General features: G+C 71.1%; 14 protein-coding genes. 7 read left to right on the top strand and 7 right to left on the bottom strand.

Going from position 1 to position 14,461, the window contains the following annotated elements:
- The first annotated feature begins 78 nt into the window (after nucleotides 1–78).
- The 3 genes from ABZX90_RS17285 to ABZX90_RS17275 all read left to right on the top strand — a co-directional run bounded on the left by ABZX90_RS17285 (nucleotide 79) and on the right by ABZX90_RS17275 (nucleotide 1,705).
- Nucleotides 79–702, top strand: coding sequence for a dihydrofolate reductase family protein (locus ABZX90_RS17285; RefSeq protein WP_351121063.1), 624 nt, complete (start codon nucleotides 79–81; stop codon nucleotides 700–702).
- Nucleotides 703–1,082: 380 nt separating this feature from the next.
- Nucleotides 1,083–1,328, top strand: a complete 246-nt coding sequence (locus tag ABZX90_RS17280; RefSeq protein ID WP_351121065.1) for a hypothetical protein — start codon at nucleotides 1,083–1,085, stop codon at nucleotides 1,326–1,328.
- Nucleotides 1,328–1,705: a fic family toxin-antitoxin system, toxin component gene (locus tag ABZX90_RS17275; RefSeq protein ID WP_351121067.1), complete on the top strand. Its 378-nt coding sequence runs from the start codon at nucleotides 1,328–1,330 to the stop codon at nucleotides 1,703–1,705. The genes ABZX90_RS17280 and ABZX90_RS17275 overlap by 1 nt, the downstream gene beginning before the upstream one ends.
- Before the next feature lie 189 nt (nucleotides 1,706–1,894).
- Here the strand turns inward: ABZX90_RS17275 and ABZX90_RS17270 are convergent, their stop codons facing one another.
- Nucleotides 1,895–2,683, bottom strand: coding sequence for an SAM-dependent methyltransferase (locus ABZX90_RS17270; RefSeq protein WP_355205690.1), 789 nt, complete (start codon nucleotides 2,681–2,683; stop codon nucleotides 1,895–1,897).
- A gap of 470 nt (nucleotides 2,684–3,153) precedes the next feature.
- On the opposite strand from ABZX90_RS17270, the gene ABZX90_RS17265 reads away from it, so the two are divergent.
- Nucleotides 3,154–4,602: an MFS transporter gene (locus ABZX90_RS17265; protein WP_355205687.1), complete on the top strand. Its 1,449-nt coding sequence runs from the start codon at nucleotides 3,154–3,156 to the stop codon at nucleotides 4,600–4,602.
- A 282-nt stretch (nucleotides 4,603–4,884) separates the two neighbouring features.
- Complete coding sequence (locus ABZX90_RS17260) at nucleotides 4,885–5,838, top strand: L,D-transpeptidase (protein WP_351121073.1); 954 nt, start codon at nucleotides 4,885–4,887, stop codon at nucleotides 5,836–5,838.
- 64 nt (nucleotides 5,839–5,902) lie between these two features.
- Here the strand turns inward: ABZX90_RS17260 and ABZX90_RS17255 are convergent, their stop codons facing one another.
- Both ABZX90_RS17255 and ABZX90_RS17250 read right to left on the bottom strand, forming a co-directional pair.
- Nucleotides 5,903–6,784 (bottom strand): diacylglycerol kinase family protein, encoded by an 882-nt coding sequence (locus ABZX90_RS17255; RefSeq protein ID WP_351121075.1) that lies wholly within the window; start codon nucleotides 6,782–6,784, stop codon nucleotides 5,903–5,905.
- A gap of 169 nt (nucleotides 6,785–6,953) precedes the next feature.
- Nucleotides 6,954–8,543, bottom strand: coding sequence for an FAD-binding oxidoreductase (locus ABZX90_RS17250; protein WP_355205683.1), 1,590 nt, complete (start codon nucleotides 8,541–8,543; stop codon nucleotides 6,954–6,956).
- Between the two features lie 75 nt (nucleotides 8,544–8,618).
- Here ABZX90_RS17250 and ABZX90_RS17245 point away from each other — a divergent pair, with 75 nt between their 5' ends.
- Nucleotides 8,619–9,218: a helix-turn-helix domain-containing protein gene (locus ABZX90_RS17245; RefSeq protein WP_351121079.1), complete on the top strand. Its 600-nt coding sequence runs from the start codon at nucleotides 8,619–8,621 to the stop codon at nucleotides 9,216–9,218.
- Nucleotides 9,215–10,813: a glycerol-3-phosphate dehydrogenase/oxidase gene (locus ABZX90_RS17240; protein WP_355205680.1), complete on the top strand. Its 1,599-nt coding sequence runs from the start codon at nucleotides 9,215–9,217 to the stop codon at nucleotides 10,811–10,813. Before ABZX90_RS17245 ends, ABZX90_RS17240 begins: the two co-directional genes overlap by 4 nt.
- 175 nt (nucleotides 10,814–10,988) lie before the next feature.
- On the opposite strand, the gene ABZX90_RS17235 is transcribed toward ABZX90_RS17240, so the two are convergent.
- The 4 genes from ABZX90_RS17235 to ABZX90_RS17220 form a co-directional block, all read right to left on the bottom strand.
- A complete protein-coding gene (locus ABZX90_RS17235; protein ID WP_351121083.1) occupies nucleotides 10,989–11,780 on the bottom strand; it encodes an ABC transporter permease in 792 nt (263 codons plus the stop codon).
- A complete protein-coding gene (locus ABZX90_RS17230) occupies nucleotides 11,777–12,790 on the bottom strand; it encodes an ATP-binding cassette domain-containing protein (RefSeq protein ID WP_351121085.1) in 1,014 nt (337 codons plus the stop codon). The genes ABZX90_RS17235 and ABZX90_RS17230 overlap by 4 nt, the downstream gene beginning before the upstream one ends.
- 84 nt (nucleotides 12,791–12,874) lie before the next feature.
- Nucleotides 12,875–13,720 (bottom strand): DUF4097 family beta strand repeat-containing protein, encoded by an 846-nt coding sequence (locus ABZX90_RS17225; RefSeq protein ID WP_351121087.1) that lies wholly within the window; start codon nucleotides 13,718–13,720, stop codon nucleotides 12,875–12,877.
- Between the two features lie 82 nt (nucleotides 13,721–13,802).
- Nucleotides 13,803–14,318, bottom strand: coding sequence for a hypothetical protein (locus ABZX90_RS17220; RefSeq protein WP_351121089.1), 516 nt, complete (start codon nucleotides 14,316–14,318; stop codon nucleotides 13,803–13,805).
- Nucleotides 14,319–14,461: the final 143 nt, after the last annotated feature.

Raw genomic sequence — 14,461 nt, 5'->3', positions numbered from 1 at the left:
GCCCTGGAGGTCCGGGTCGCTCGGTCTCCACGAGCCGGGGGCGGCAGGCGAGTTGGGATCGAGGAAGGGCGGAGCACGGTGAAGCTGATTCTGCAGGAGTTCCTGTCGCTGGACGGCGTGGCGCAGGGGCCCGGATCCCCGGAAGAGGACACCAGCGACGGGTTCACGCGCGGAGGCTGGCTCGTGCCGCACCTGGACGACGCGTTCATGCGCATCGTCACGGGCTGGATCGGCGATGCGGACGCGTTCCTGTTCGGACGCCGCACCTACGTCAATTTCGCGCGTGACTGGCCGAAGATGAACGACCCGGACGACCCCGTCGGCACCAGACTCAACGGCCTGCCGAAGTACGTGGCATCGAGCAGTCTGACCAGAGCCGACTGGGAGCCGACCACGATCCTCTCCGACGACGTGCCGACTCGGGTCGCCGCGTTGAAGCGGCGACCCGGGCGGGAGCTCCAGATCCACGGCAGTGCCCGTCTCGGCGCGTCACTGCTGGCCGCCGGGCTCGTCGACGAAGTACGGCTGATGATCGCGCCGGTGGTCGTGGGCGGCGGTCGGCGACTGTTCCCTGCCGACGGAGTCCCGACCGGGCTGCGCCTGCTGAGCAGCGAGACGACACCTAACGGAGTCGCGGCCCAGGTGTACGAGCCGACCGGGCTGCCTCGATACGGGACCTACGACGCGGGCGCGCACTCCTGAGCGGACGTGCTCCGGCGTGTGGATCCCGGCCCCGGGTGAGACGGCTTGCGTGGCTGCCCCACCCGTGAGGCTGCCCGTCCGCGCTGCCGTCGCATGCGAAGGGCGTCCTGGGATCAGCGGTTGCGGATGGCGCTGGTGGTGAAGAATCCGGTTGCCGCGGCGGCGACGAGTGCGCAGACAGACAAGAGCATGGTTCGACGCATGGGACGTCCTCTCTGAGTGATCGTGGGCAGGTACTTGGCACAACGCCGGTCATGCCGTCGGGGGCTCGCCGCTGTCTCATACGCCACCCGCATGGACGCGATTGTCCGCGGACGTCCCCGTCGCTCTGCCGGGAGCTAGTACTCCGCAGGAGTGGTAACGGCTGTTACCATGCTGCTATGGCGAGGACACAAGTAGGCGCGAGGATCGACGAAGACGTCCTGGAGCTTGCCAAGGCCAGGGCAAAGGACCGCGGGCAGAGTGTCGGCGACTACCTGTCCCAGCTGGTCCTGGAGGACGCCGACGGGCTGCGGGCTCGGGGTCTGGACGCCGCCCGCCGCTTCCTCGACGAGCACCAGAATGTTTTCGACGAGGTCGAGGCCGAAGACAGCGGGCAGGCCACCCCGGAGGCGCACGCAGCGTAATGGACCTGTATATCGACGTCCCCTGGATCCTGCAGGTCGCCGAGATCGCCGGGGCGGGGGACCCGGCGCCTGACGACTACGGGGTACCGGTGGCCGCTGTCGCCTGTCACAAGGCACAACTGCTGGAGCAGCCGGTGTACGGCGGCGCTCATGCCCGGGCCGCCGCCCTGGTGCACGTCCTCGGTCGGTGTCGGTGGCTGGAGCGCTCCAACATGGCCGTCGCGGCGGCTACGGGCGTGATGTATCTGGAGGCTTCGGGGATCCCGGTGAAACCCACCCGGGACGACGCCGTCGCCCTGCGCGACCTGCTCCGCGACCCCGCCTGCACCGCCGCGAAGATCGCCGCGCTGCTGCGCTCCTGGCCTGCGGTCACCTGATGTGCGGGCCCGACCGAGGCTGGTAGCTCCCGCAGTCGAGCATGGTCATGATCATGTGGCCACTGACGTAGTGAGGGGGCGTGGTGCCTCCCGCGTCGGCCCACGTGTTGGACAGCGATCTCGCCAAGGACCGGTGACGGGACGGCCCTTCACCTCGAACCGGCTCAGAGAGCGGGCGGTTCCCCCGGCTCAGAGAACGCGTGCCACTCCCGCGTAGATGCCGCTGCCTTCCGGAGTCACCGTCCCCGCCGACGTGAACCACTCCGTCGCCGTCACCAGGCCGGGCGTCACGAGATCGAGGCCGTCGAAGAAGCGCGCGACCTCCGCCCGGGTGCGGAAGCCGAGCTGGATGCCGCCCTTGGCGTATTCGGCGGTGACCTGGGCGGCGAGTTCCGGATACAGGTCGGACGCGGCGTGCGACAACACCAGGTAGCTGCCCGACGGCAGTGTCTCCACCAGATTGCGCACGATGCCGTGGGCGTCCTGCTCGTCGGGGACGAAATGCATCAGCGCGATCAACGACAGGGCGATCGGGCGGGTGAAGTCCAGGATGTGCCGGGCGTGTTGGACGATGTCCTGAGGCCGCCGCACATCGGCCTCGATGTAGTCGGTGACCCCCTCGGGGCGGCTCACCAGCAGCGCCTCGGCGTGACGCAGCACGATCGGGTCGTTGTCGGTGTAGACGACTTTCGCTGTCGGCGTGATGCTCTGGACGATCTGGTGGAGGTTGGGCTTGGTGGGAATCCCCGTGCCGATGTCCAGGAACTGGTCGATGCCCTGCTCGGCGAGCCAGGCGGATGCCCGGTGCATGAACGCGCGATTCTGCCGGGCCGCGTCCCTCGCCTCGGGCGGAAGCTTCTCGCCCACCGCCTCGTCGACCGGGTAGTTGTCCTTGCCGCCCAGCAGCCAGTCGTAGACCCGCGCGGGATGCGCCTTACTGGTGTCGAGCAGGGGGAACGACTGCGGATCGATCGTCATGCTGGCTCCCATCGCACCACTGAAACGCGGCAGGCCGAGTGTTTGATCATCCTACTCGGAAGCGTCATGTGATCTGTGCCGTACGGGAGTTGGGCCGACCGGCAGCATCGTGCGGCGGGCCGACCGTGGTGCCTGTCGGATGGATTTCGGCCGCACGCGCGCGACCCGTCCGGTGCGCTGTCCCAGCACGAGGCCGGGCCGTGACCGTGTAGCCCTCCAGCACGGTGCCGTGCGGCCCGGCAGCCGGCCGCGCCGGCGCCCGGAAGCGGTCGTCGCGCACCGCGGCCGGCACGGGCCGGCCCTCCACCCCTCCCAGAGGACCGCGCGCAGCGACGCGGGCCGCCGAGGGCCGCTCCATTCATTCGCCGGGAGCCACGGCGGGCCTGGAAGCGAGGGCCGCGGGCTTCGGTTGCGGGGCTCCGCGAGCGCACGCAGGCTGAAGATGAGACCCGTGGCAGGGGATGGTCGTCGTGAGCGGATCCGCAGGCCGGACGCCCGGGCTGTTCTCGCGCCGGGACCGTGCGGTCATCGCGGCCGCCTCGATCGCGATGCTGCTGGTGCAGATGGACTGGTTCGCGCTGAACCTGATGCTGCCGGTGATCGCCCGCGACTTCGGGACACCGACCACGGACCTGCAGTGGCTGGTGAGCGGCTACATGCTGACCCTCGGCGCACTGATGATCGTCGGTGGGCGGGCAGCCGACCTCTACGGCCGCAGACGGGTCGTCGTCTGGGGGCTGGCGGGCTTCGCCGTGATGTCGGTGGTGTGCAGCACCGCGCAGAACGCGCCGTGGCTGACCGCCGGGCGCGTGGTGCAGGGGACGACAGCGGCGCTGATTCTGCCGGTCGCGGTGGCCGTGGTGACCTCCCACTTCCGTGACGATCGTCAGGGCCGTGCCGTCGGGACCGTTTTCGCCTTCGGCGCGATCGGTACCGCGCTGGGGCCCTTTGTCGGCGGGGCGTTCGCCGAGCTCGTCAGCTGGCGTGCGGTGTTCCTGCTGAACGTGCCGTTCTGCGCGCTGGCGGTCCTGCTCATGCTGCGGTGCGTGACGGAATCGCGGGACAAGGGCGCCGCACGGGGCATGGACCTGCCGGGGGCGATCACCCTGGCCGGGGGCCTGACAGCGGTCATGCTCGCCGTCGACCAGGGGGCGAGCTGGGGCTGGGGCTCGGTGGCCACCGTGGCCTGCTTCGCCTCCGGCGCCGTATTGCTGTGGTTGTTCGTGACGGTCGAGCGGCGCACGGCGGAACCACTGATCGACCTGTCCCTGCTGCACAACAAACCGTTCGTGACGGTGACGGCCGCCGGCACGGTGTCGAACGTCGTGTACTGCCTCATAGCGGTGCTGGCGGCGCTGGATCTGCAACAGGCACGCGGGCTGTCGCCGTTGGAGTCGGGACTGGTCTTCCTGGCACTGTCGGCGGGCGACGGCGCGGCGAGCTACTGGTCGGGGCACCTGGCGCGCCGGTGGCGGGCGGAGGTGTTGATGGCGGCGGGCCTGCTGCTAAGCGGGGTGGCCCTGTTCGCGCTGACCTGGGCAGATCCTCTGCCGCTCTACACCGCCGTGTTCGCGGTGATCGGAGTGGGCATCGGGCTCGGCTGGGCACTCACCAACGCGGCGACCCAGTCGTACGTGTCAGCCGGGCGGCTGGCGGCGGCGTCGGGGCTGGTGCTCACGTCACTGGTGTTGTGGGGCGCGGTGGCCGTGACGGTGGCCGCGACCGTCCTGGAGGCGATCAGCGGATCCGCCGATGGGGCGGCGTCCGACGGTTCGGCGATCGAGGGGCTGCTGCGGGTGGCCGCCGTGCTGTCCGTGGCCGGTGCCGGGCTGCTGGTACCTCTCATCCGCTCCAACGGCACGACGCCCACGGGGGAGTCGGCGGCGCACGAGGTCGAGGCGGCTCCTGGAATTCGCTGAGAGACCTGAGACCGGAGATCGGCGCCGAGGGGCGGGTCGGCTGCTTCGGCATCACCATGGGCACCGCGATCGGAGTGCCGCTTGTGGCGATCGAACCCAGAAGACGTCGCATGGGCTCGCGTGTTCGTGGACCTGCGCGGCCGATGACCCCGCGTGATCGGTTTTGAATCACGCTTTACGCGGCACCCGCAACCGCGGAGGGGCCCTCGTCAGTCCAACAGGACAGTGAGGCAGGCACGATTGTGAGCCGGGGTAGATGTGAAGCGACGTAGCGGTATATCGATGGCACTCGTCATGGTGGCGGTGCTGGCGGGCACCAGCGCCTGTGGCGGGGGGACACCGAAAGCGAGTTCCGACGACGGAAAGGGTGGGTCCGGGAAGGCGACGGCGAGCGCGAAGCCGTCTCCCACGAAGCCCGCGGGGCCACCGATGCTGCTGGAGACGATCACGCCGCAGACCGGAGCCACGGTCGGCGTCGCGATGCCGATCTCGGTGATCTTCACCAATCCGGTGGCCCAGAAGGCGCGGGCCGGCATCGAGAAGCACATGAAGGTGACCAGCTCCCAGCCGATGACGGGCGCGTGGCACTGGTTCGGGGACCGGCGCGCCGACTGGCGGCCCAAGACGTACTGGGCTTCCGGTACGAAGGTGAAGATCGCCGCCGACCTGGAAGGGGTCGCCAACGGCAACGGCCGCTACGGAACGCGTTCCTACGTGCACGACTTCACCGTCGGCGACGACGTCCGCGCGGATGTGTCCGTCACCGGTCACACGATGAAGGTCACGAAGAACGGCGCGCCCGTACGTACGCTGTCGATCAACGCGGGCAGCGCCGAGTACCCCACGTGGAACGGCATCATGGCGGTGATCGACAAGCAGGAGAAGGTCCACATGACCTCGTGCAGCGTCGGCATCAGCTGCACCAAGGGCGCCCCCAACTACTACGACCTGACCCTGCCCTGGGACGTCCACCTCACCCAGTCCGGCACCTACGTCCACTACTCGACGGGCGACCCGAACCCCGGCAGTGGCAGTGCCCGGGGCTCGCACGGCTGTGTCCACCTGTCGATCTCCGACGCCAAGTGGTTCTACGGCCAGGTCAAGCAGGGCGACCCGGTGTCCGTCACGGGCTCCCCGAGGGCGAAGGCCTCGGCCGACAACGGCTACGCCGCCTTCAACCTGAGCTGGGAGCAGTGGCTGTCGGGCAGCGCGAGCGGAGCCGCCACCGCGGGGTGACGTGCCGGGGCCGTGCTGGTCAGAACGGCCAAGGTCAGAACGGCAAAGGTCAGAACAGTGATGGTCAGAAGAGCATGGCCAGATCGCCCGGCCGCACCCGGGCTGTGACGGGGAGGGTGGCCTCGACCTCCCCGTCGGCGCCGTAGGGGACGGGCCGGTCGGCCTCGATACGGATCTCCCGGCCCCGCAGGATCACCACTTCGGGCCGCTCGATGTGCGCGCCGGTCTTGAGCTCGTTCATCAGGGTGAAGAAGAGACGGCGCGGGGCCTCCCGGATCATGACGACGTCCAGCACGCCGTCGTCTATCCGGGCGGCCGGGGCGATGATGCGCCCGGAACCGTAGTAGGCGGAGTTGGCGGCCACGACGGTGTAGCCGCGGTGGAGGTGCTCGTGTCCGTCGACCGTGACGCGGTACGACGCCGGGCGCCAGCCGGTGACCGCGCGCAGACCGCCGGCGTAGTACGAGGCGGCCCCACGGAGCACGCGCGCGTGGTTGGCGTGCTGGTTGGCGAGCGCGTCGACGCCCGCGTACACGCTGCCCAGGACCACGGTGCGCGGGTGCACCGCCGATTCCACCTCGATGGTGTCCACGCGGCGCGGCTCGTGGTGGAGCAGGACACGGGCCAGGTCCGCGGCTGCGGTGGGCAGTTGGAGCGCCCGGGCGAAGTCGTTGCCGCGGCCCGCAGGTACCAGGCCCAGCACGGTGTCCGTCCCGCTGAGGGCACCGCCGATACCCCCGGCGATCCCGTCACCGCCGACGGCGAGGACGACCCGGCCCCGCTCCCCGGCGCGGAGCGCGAGCTCCTGAGCGTGGGTCAGGCTGCGGCTGTACTCGGTGTCCAGTCCGGCTCCGGCCTCCCGCAGCAGGCGGGCGACCTGGAGCAGCGCGGCCGCCCCGGTCGAGCCGCCCGCGGTGGGGTTGACGACGGCGGTGAACTGTCGCATCGGTGTGCCTCCGGGCGGTGACGGTGGGGCGGGACGGGACGGGGGAGGGGCGGAGCCTGAGCACGGCAACGGCGTGGGGTCGGGTCTTCGACGGCGGCAACGGCGTTGGAGCCGGAGCCCGATGACGGACCGGCGGCCCCATGGCCGCCGGAAAACCCTTGCGGGGGAGTCAGTCCACGGGCAGCAGGATCCCGGGATTGAGCAGGCCGTCGGGGTCCAGCCGCCGCTTGACGGCGCGCAGCGCCTCGATGCCCAGGGGCCCGGCCTCCCGGACGTACGCGTCGCGGTGGTCCGTTCCCACGCCGTGGTGGTGGCTGATGGTTCCGCCCGCGTTCAGGACGGCCTCGTTGGCGGCCTGCTTGGCCGGCGCCCAGTGGGCCACTGCGTCCTCGCCCTGGGCGGAGACCACGGTGAAGTAGAGCGAGGCACCGTTCTCGTACACGTGCGAGATGTGGCACATGACCAGCGGCGGGGTGCCCGCCGCGGAGAGCGTCTCGGTCAGCGCGGTGCGCACGGCGGCGTAGAGCTCGGGAACACGTGACCAGAAGGTCGCGGTCTCCAGGGTCTCGGCGAAGGCCCCGGCGTCGAGCAGGGAGTCCCGCAGGTAGGGGGCCGAGTAGCGTCCGTGCGCCCAGCGTTCGCCGGGCTCGGCTCCCAGACAGGTGCCTCCGGCGGCACGCAGAACCGCGGCGGCTCGCTCGCGACGGTAGGCCGTGTCGTCCTCGGTCCCCTCGTATCCGGCGATCGCCGTGCATCCGGCGTTCGTCGGTGTCTCGGCCGAGCCGATGGCATCGGGCTGGGCGAGACCGATGAGGGTCTCGGTCTCGTCGGACAGGCGCAGCACCGTGGGGCGCGGTCCGTCCTGGGCGAGTCGGCGCAGGGCGGTGGCGCCCTCCTCGAAGGAGGCGAACCGCCATCCCTCGTAGATACGGGTCTGCGGCTGCGGCTTGATCCGCACCGTGACGGCGGTGATGACTCCGAAGGCGCCTTCGGAGCCGAGGATCAGCTGCCGCAGATCGGGTCCGGCCGCCGAGCGGGGCGCGCGGCCCACGTCCAGGGTGCCTTCCGGCGTCGCGAGGGTGAGGCCGAGGACCATCTCGTCGAAGCGGCCGTATCCGGCGGAGGCCTGTCCGCTGGAACGGGCGGCGGCGAATCCGCCGATGGTGGCCCACTCGTAGGACTGGGGGTAGTGCCCGAGGGTGAACCCGTACTCGGCCAGGAGCGCCTCTGCGTCGGGGGCGCGCAGGCCCGGCTGGAGTGTGGCGGTGCGGGAGACGGGGTCGATGTCGAGCAGACCGTTCATACGGCGCAGGTCGAGGGCGACGAAGGCGTGGCGTTCGGGGGCGAGGCCGCCGACGACGGAGGTTCCGCCGCCGAACGGGACGACGGCGAGGCCGTGTTCGGCGCAGGCGCGCAGCACGGCGAGCACCTCGTCGTGGTCGGCGGGCAGGACGACGGCCGCGGGGGCGTCCCCGACGTCGCCCGCGCGGATCTTCAGCAGGTCGGGCGTGGACTTTCCGCGGGTGTGCCGGATCCGGCTCTCCGCGTCGGTACGCACATGGGTCTCGCCGCCGACGGCGTCCGCCAGCGCACGCAGGGCGGGGGCAGGCGGGGGCTCGGGGACGGAGATCTCTTCGAGGGCGCGTGTCGCGGTGTCCCGCGGTTTGACGCCGAGCAGGTCCCGCAGCAGGCCGGTCACCGAGTCGGGCAGCGGTGCCGCCTTGCCGGGGTCGCCCCAGCCACTCCACAGCATATCCATGAACTTCTGTCCTCATCGGTCGGTTCGCGACGCGCCGTCTGCCGCACGGCCGCACAGGGCGTTACACTGTTACACATGACGCCTATTCGTCACAACCACTCGGACAGCGATCCCGTGCTCGACGCCGTACGCGACTGCGTGCTGGCGGTCGGTGTCCGGCGCACCACCCTGACCGACGTGGCCCGCCGCGCCGGCGTCTCGCGGATGACGCTCTACAGGCGCTGGCCCGATGTGCGGTCGCTGGTCGGCGATCTGATGACCCGTGAGTGGATCGACGTGGCGACCGGCGCCATGCCGCAGCGGCAGCCCGACCGGGAGATGCGCACCCTGATCGTGGACGGGCTGGTGACCGGGGTCGAGGCCTTCCGGGCCCACCCGCTCTTCCGCAAGATCATCGACGTCGACCCCGAACTCCTGCTGCCCTATGTGCTGGACCGCCGCGGAGCCAGCCAGGAAGCCCTCCTGGGTCTCCTCGCCGACGCCTTGGCGGAGGGCCACGCGGACGGGTCGGTGCGACGCGCCCCCACTCAGCGGCAGGCCCGCGCCGTCCTGCTCGTGGTCCAGTCCTTCACCCTGTCGCTGCGGACCATGACCGAAGAGGACGACCCCGAACTGACCAGCACCGCCTTCCTGGACGAGCTGCGCACCCTTCTGGAGAGGACCCTCACGCCATGAGCTCCACAAGCATTCCGTCCGGCCCGGCCGCGACGGTCCCCGGATCGTCGCTCTCCGCCGCTCGCCGCCGCCGCGAACTGGCGGAGGCCGTGAACGGCGACGTGGTGGACGTCCTGGTCGTCGGACTCGGCGCCACCGGCTCCGGGGTCGCCCTGGACGCCGCCGCGCGCGGACTCAGCGTCGTCGCCGTCGACGCCCACGACCTCGCCTTCGGCACGTCACGCTGGAGTTCCAAGCTCATCCACGGCGGACTGCGCTACCTGGCCTCCGGGCAGCTCGACGTCGCTCACGAGAGCGCGGTCGAACGCGGTGTCCTCATGGGGCGCACCGCCCCTCACCTGGTGCGCGCCCAGCCCTTCGTGCTGCCCCTGACACCGTTGGTGTCGCGCGGTCAGGCCTCCCTGGCGTGGGCCGGCTTCCGGGCCGGCGACACCCTGCGGCTGGCGGCCCGCACCTCCCGTGCCACCCTGCCCGCGCCGCGCCGCCTCTCTGCGGTGGAGGCCCGTCATCTGGCGCCGTCCGTGCGTCCCGGTGGCCTGCGCGGCGGTCTGCTGTCCTGGGACGGCAGGGTCACCGACGACGCCCGTCTCGTCACCGCGCTCGCCCGCAGCGCCGCCGCCCGCGGAGCGAAGATCCTCACCCGGGTCAGGGCCCTGGAGGTCGGCGGGACCGGCGCCCGTGTCCGCGACGAACTCACGGGGGAGCAGGGCGAGATCAGGGCCCGCGCGGTGATCAACGCGTCCGGCGTATGGGCGGGCGACCTGGTCGACGGCATCCGCATCCGGCCCTCGCGAGGAACCCATCTGGTCCTGCGCGCCGACCTGTTCGGGCCTCTGCCCGCCGGCCTGCACATCCCGATCCCGGGTGAGACCAATCGATTCGTCCTCGTCCTGCCCCAGGACGACGGCCGCGTGTACGTGGGCCTGACCGACGAGCCCGTCGACGGTGACATACCGGATGTGCCGGAGGTGCCCGAGTCGGACGTCGGCTTCCTACTGGATGTGCTGGGCTCCGCCCTGGACACTCCGGTGCGGCGCCATGACATCGTCGGCGCGTTCGCGGGGCTGCGCCCCCTGCTGGACACCGCGCCGACGCGGTCGGGCGAGACCGCACGCACCTCCGACATCTCGCGCCGGCACGCCGTCCTCACCTCCGGTGAAGGGGTGATCACCGTGGTCGGCGGCAAGCTCACCACCTATCGGCGGATGGCACAGGACGCCGTCGACGCGGCGGTCGAGGCCCGCGGCCTGCGCGCCGGTGCATCGACCACCGCCTCGCTCCCGCTGGTCGGAGCCGCCGCTCCGCACCGGCTCGGCTCGCTGTCCGCCCCCGGCCACCTGATCCGCCGCTACGGCACCGAGGCCCCCGCCGTGCACGCGCTCGGCGCCCGCGACCCCCACCTGAACGAGCCCGTGGTGCCCGGAAACCCCGTCACGCGAGCCGCCCTGCTGTGGGCCGTGCTGCACGAGGGCGCGCTCGACGAGGCCGACCTCCTGGACCGGCGCACCCGCATCGGCCTCGTGCCGCAGGACCGGGCGGCGGCCGTGGCCGCGGCCCGGGAAGCCCTCGATGCGGCCGCCGCCCAGCCTGCCTGACACACCCTCATGGACCGCCCCCGGTGGGCGGCTCGGAGCCGGCCCGAAGGCGGCGCCGGCCGCGGACAACGCCGACGGGGCGGCGTACGCCGACGCCGTGTCGGAGCACGCCGCCCCGGAGCGGGACGAGCTACGGGCCGTGCGGCCCTCAAGCTGCTGACCGGTTCGTCTCCCGCTACTTCGGGTCGCGGTCGAACAGCGACTTGGACCAGAGGTAGCCGAGCGCGGTCAGTCCCAGGCACCAGGCGACGGCCAGCCACCCGTTGTGGCCGATCTCGCTGCCGAGCAGCAGGCCGCGCAGCGTCTCGATGGCCGGGGTGAACGGCTGGTACTCGGCGATCGGCTGGAACCAGCCCGGCATCGCGTCGACCGGCACGAAAGCGCTGGAGAGGAGCGGCAGGACCATCAGCGGCAGGGCGTTGTTGCTGGCGGCCTCGGCGTTCGGGCTGGACAGGCCCATCCCGACAGCGATCCAGGTGAGCGCCAGGGCGACGAGCACGAGCAGTCCGAACGCCGCGAGCCACTCCAGGGCGGTGGCATCCGTGGACCGGAACCCGATGGCCACCGCGACGGCCCCGACGAGGACCACGCTCATCACACACTGCAGCACGCTGCCGACGACGTGCCCGATGAGCACCGACCCGCGGTGGATCGCCATCGTGCGGAACCGGGCGATGATGCCCTCGGTCATGTCGTTGGAGACGGACACGGCACTGCCGATCGTGGTGCCTCCGATGGTCAGCATCAGGATGCCCGGGACGAGATACGCGAGGTACTCGGAACGGTCCGCCCCGCCGTTCCCGATGCCGGCGCTCATCACATCGCCGAAGATGTAGACGAAGAGCAGCAGCAGCATGACCGGCGTGAGCAGCAGATTCAGCGTCAGGGACGGGTAGCGCCGCGCGTGCAGCAGATTCCGCCGCAGCATCGTGGACGAGTCGCGCACGGCGAGCGAGAGGGAGCTCATCGCACATCCTCCTTGGGCTGGTTGAGCTGGTTGAGCTGGTTGGGCTGGCTCGGCAAGGTGGTGGTGCCGGTCAGGGCGAAGAACACGTCGTCCAGGTCGGGGGTGTGCACGGTCAGCTCGTCCGCCTCGATGCCGGCCGAGTCCAGCCGGTCGAGGATGGAGCGAAGCTCGCGCTGACCGCCGTCGCCGGGAACCTGCAAGGCCAGCGCCTCGTCGTCCCGGGAGGCCTCGCGCAGCGCGCTGGCGGCGGACCGGTACGTGGCCGGGTCGGTGAAGCGGAGTCGCACGTGTCCGCCGGGGATGAGCCGCTTGAGCTCCTCCGCGCTCCCCTCGGCGGCGATCCTGCCGTCGTTCAGCACCGCGATGCGGTCGGCGAGTTCGTCGGCCTCGTCCAGGTACTGCGTGGTGAGGAAGACGGTGACGCCGTCCGAGACGAGTTCACGGATGATCTGCCACATGTTGTGGCGGGCACGCGGGTCGAGGCCGGTGGTCGGCTCGTCGAGGAAGATGATCCGCGGGCTGCCGACCAGCGTCATCGCGATGTCCAGGCGGCGCTTCATGCCGCCCGAGTAGGTCGAGGCGGGCTTCTTCGCCGCCTCGACGAGGTCGAAGCGCTCCAGCAGCTCGGCGGTGACCCGCCGCCCCTCGCTCTTGGAGAGGTGGTGCAGATCCGCCATGAGCAGCATGTTCTCCTCGCCGGTGATCAGTCCGTCGACGGCGGAGAACTGGCCGGTGACACCGATCGCGGCCCGCACCCCGTCCGGTGACGTGGCGAGGTCGTGGCCCGCGACCTGGGCCTGCCCGCCATCGGCGGCGATGAGCGTGGAGAGGATCTTGACGGCGGTGGTCTTGCCGGCGCCGTTCGGCCCGAGCAGCGCGAACACGGACCCGGCCGGGATGCGCAGATCGATGCCGTCGAGCACGGTCTTGTCGCCGTACGACTTGCGCAGACCGATGGCGGAGACAGCGGCCGGCGACGGGCGACCGTTCCTCTGCCTGGATGTGGGCATGACAGATGAAGGCATGGGGCCCTCCCGTTAGAAGGCTGGAGCGTGTCTGGGGGAGTGAGTGAGCCGAGGCCGGTGCTTCCGGGGTCAGGTCTTGGCGCGGCGGACGTCGATGTTGCCGTACCGGGTGCGGGCGCGGACGTTGACGGTGTCCTCGGTCTTCTCCGGGGTCTCGGACGCGGTGAGCGTGTTGCGCACTTGGCCGGAGCCGGAGCTGACATCGAGCCAGGCGGCCGTACCCTCGCGGACGCCCACCTCGATGGCGCCGTACGAGGTCTCCAACTGGACGGTGCCACGGGCCACTTCACCGACCCGCAAGGTGCCGTGGGCGGTGGTCGCGGTGACCGAGTCCTCGGCGCGCCGGATCTCGATGTCGCCGTTGGAGCCGCTCACCCGCAGCTCGCCGGTCGCGGCGCCGACGGTCGTGGTGCCGTGCGAGTTCTTCAGGACGGCGGCGCCGTCGACGAGGCCCACGCGCAGGCTGCCGGAGCTGGTGGTGATCTCGGCCATGCCCTCGACCCGGTCCACGGTGATCGAGCCGTGCGACGCGGTCAGCTTCAGCGGGCCGGTCGTGTCGAGGCGGACGTCGCCGGACGAGGTCTTCACACGGACCTCGCCGAGCCGGCCCTCGCCGAGCACCTGGGTCCAGGAGCCGGTCATGTCGATGCGCGAGCCCGTGGGCAGTTCGACCGTCACGTCGACCGTGCCGGTGCGCCCGACGAGATAACGCGGCTTGGGCGTCCTGACGGTCAGTACGCCGCTCACGTACGTCACCTCGGTCTGGTCGGCCGCCCGGACGTCCAGGTCCCGCTTCGGGTCGCGGGGGCGTACCTCGGCGACGGTGTCGAGGCGGTCGCCCGCGGTGAACTGGATGGAGCCGGCCTCCACGTGCGCGGTGACCGAGATCGGTTCGGGAGTGTCGAAAGAAGTCATGGCTGTCCCGTCCTCTTGGGTCTTCAGGTCGTCCCCGCTGGTGGGACGTGGTGTGGGTGAATTGCGGCGGGCGCGGGCGCGGCTAGCGCACCCAGCCCGTGAAGCTCTGTCCGAGGGTCTGGGTCTTCTCCGTCGTACGCGGCCGGGCGCCGCCGTCGAGCGCGGCCGACACGGCCCGTACCAGCCACGCGTTGACCGACAGCCCCTCGCGGCCGGCGGCCTCCTCGGCGCGCGCCTTGAGGTGGGCCGGCAGACGCAGATTGACGCGGGCGTTGCCCCCCTCGTCTCCGTCGACGGGCGCCTGCGCCTTGAGTGGTTCGAAGGGCGCGGCCGGCTCCACGGGGGCGCCACCGTCGGTGGGCGGCGTCACCACGAACTCCGGGTCGAGCCCGCGCAGCCGTACGTCGACCGAGCCGGGAGCGAGTTCACGGGTGATCTCGTCCATCGCGGCGGAGAGCACGTTGAGCATGGTCAGTCGGGTCGCCGACTCCAGGGGAGCGGTGAGCCTCTCGGCCAGCTCGCGGGCATCGTCGCCGCCGGCTTCAGCGGCCACCGCGAGTTCGCGGCGGAGAGTGTCGATATACGGCGTGAGGTCCATGACGCCATAGTGGCACCACTATGGCTCCGCCTGCAAGTCATTAGGTGCCATCTCTGGATGGCTGCTCCGAAGCAGCCGTTCTGACCTGCGAAAATGAGCTGACGCCTACTTGGCGGATTGTGGCGCCGTGGCCGCTTAGGTGC

The organism is Streptomyces sp. NPDC002935 (assembly GCF_040611295.1).
Lineage (GTDB): Bacteria > Actinomycetota > Actinomycetes > Streptomycetales > Streptomycetaceae > Streptomyces.
The sequence above is the reverse complement of the archived record's forward strand: the minus strand, read 5'-3'. Positions and strand labels throughout refer to the sequence as shown.

Excerpts from the sequence above, each read along its gene's own strand:
- ABZX90_RS17280 (WP_351121065.1), top strand. The coding sequence starts at position 1,083 with ATGGCGAGGACACAAGTAGGCGCGAGGATCGACGAAGACGTCCTGGAG.
- ABZX90_RS17275 (WP_351121067.1), top strand. The coding sequence starts at position 1,328 with ATGGACCTGTATATCGACGTCCCCTGGATCCTGCAGGTCGCCGAGATC.
- ABZX90_RS17270 (WP_355205690.1), bottom strand. The coding sequence starts at position 2,683 with ATGACGATCGATCCGCAGTCGTTCCCCCTGCTCGACACCAGTAAGGCG.
- ABZX90_RS17260 (WP_351121073.1), top strand. The coding sequence starts at position 4,885 with ATGGCACTCGTCATGGTGGCGGTGCTGGCGGGCACCAGCGCCTGTGGC.
- ABZX90_RS17255 (WP_351121075.1), bottom strand. The coding sequence starts at position 6,784 with ATGCGACAGTTCACCGCCGTCGTCAACCCCACCGCGGGCGGCTCGACC.
- ABZX90_RS17250 (WP_355205683.1), bottom strand. The coding sequence starts at position 8,543 with ATGGATATGCTGTGGAGTGGCTGGGGCGACCCCGGCAAGGCGGCACCG.
- ABZX90_RS17245 (WP_351121079.1), top strand. The coding sequence starts at position 8,619 with ATGACGCCTATTCGTCACAACCACTCGGACAGCGATCCCGTGCTCGAC.
- ABZX90_RS17240 (WP_355205680.1), top strand. The coding sequence starts at position 9,215 with ATGAGCTCCACAAGCATTCCGTCCGGCCCGGCCGCGACGGTCCCCGGA.
- ABZX90_RS17235 (WP_351121083.1), bottom strand. The coding sequence starts at position 11,780 with ATGAGCTCCCTCTCGCTCGCCGTGCGCGACTCGTCCACGATGCTGCGG.
- ABZX90_RS17230 (WP_351121085.1), bottom strand. The coding sequence starts at position 12,790 with ATGCCCACATCCAGGCAGAGGAACGGTCGCCCGTCGCCGGCCGCTGTC.
- ABZX90_RS17225 (WP_351121087.1), bottom strand. The coding sequence starts at position 13,720 with ATGACTTCTTTCGACACTCCCGAACCGATCTCGGTCACCGCGCACGTG.
- ABZX90_RS17220 (WP_351121089.1), bottom strand. The coding sequence starts at position 14,318 with ATGGACCTCACGCCGTATATCGACACTCTCCGCCGCGAACTCGCGGTG.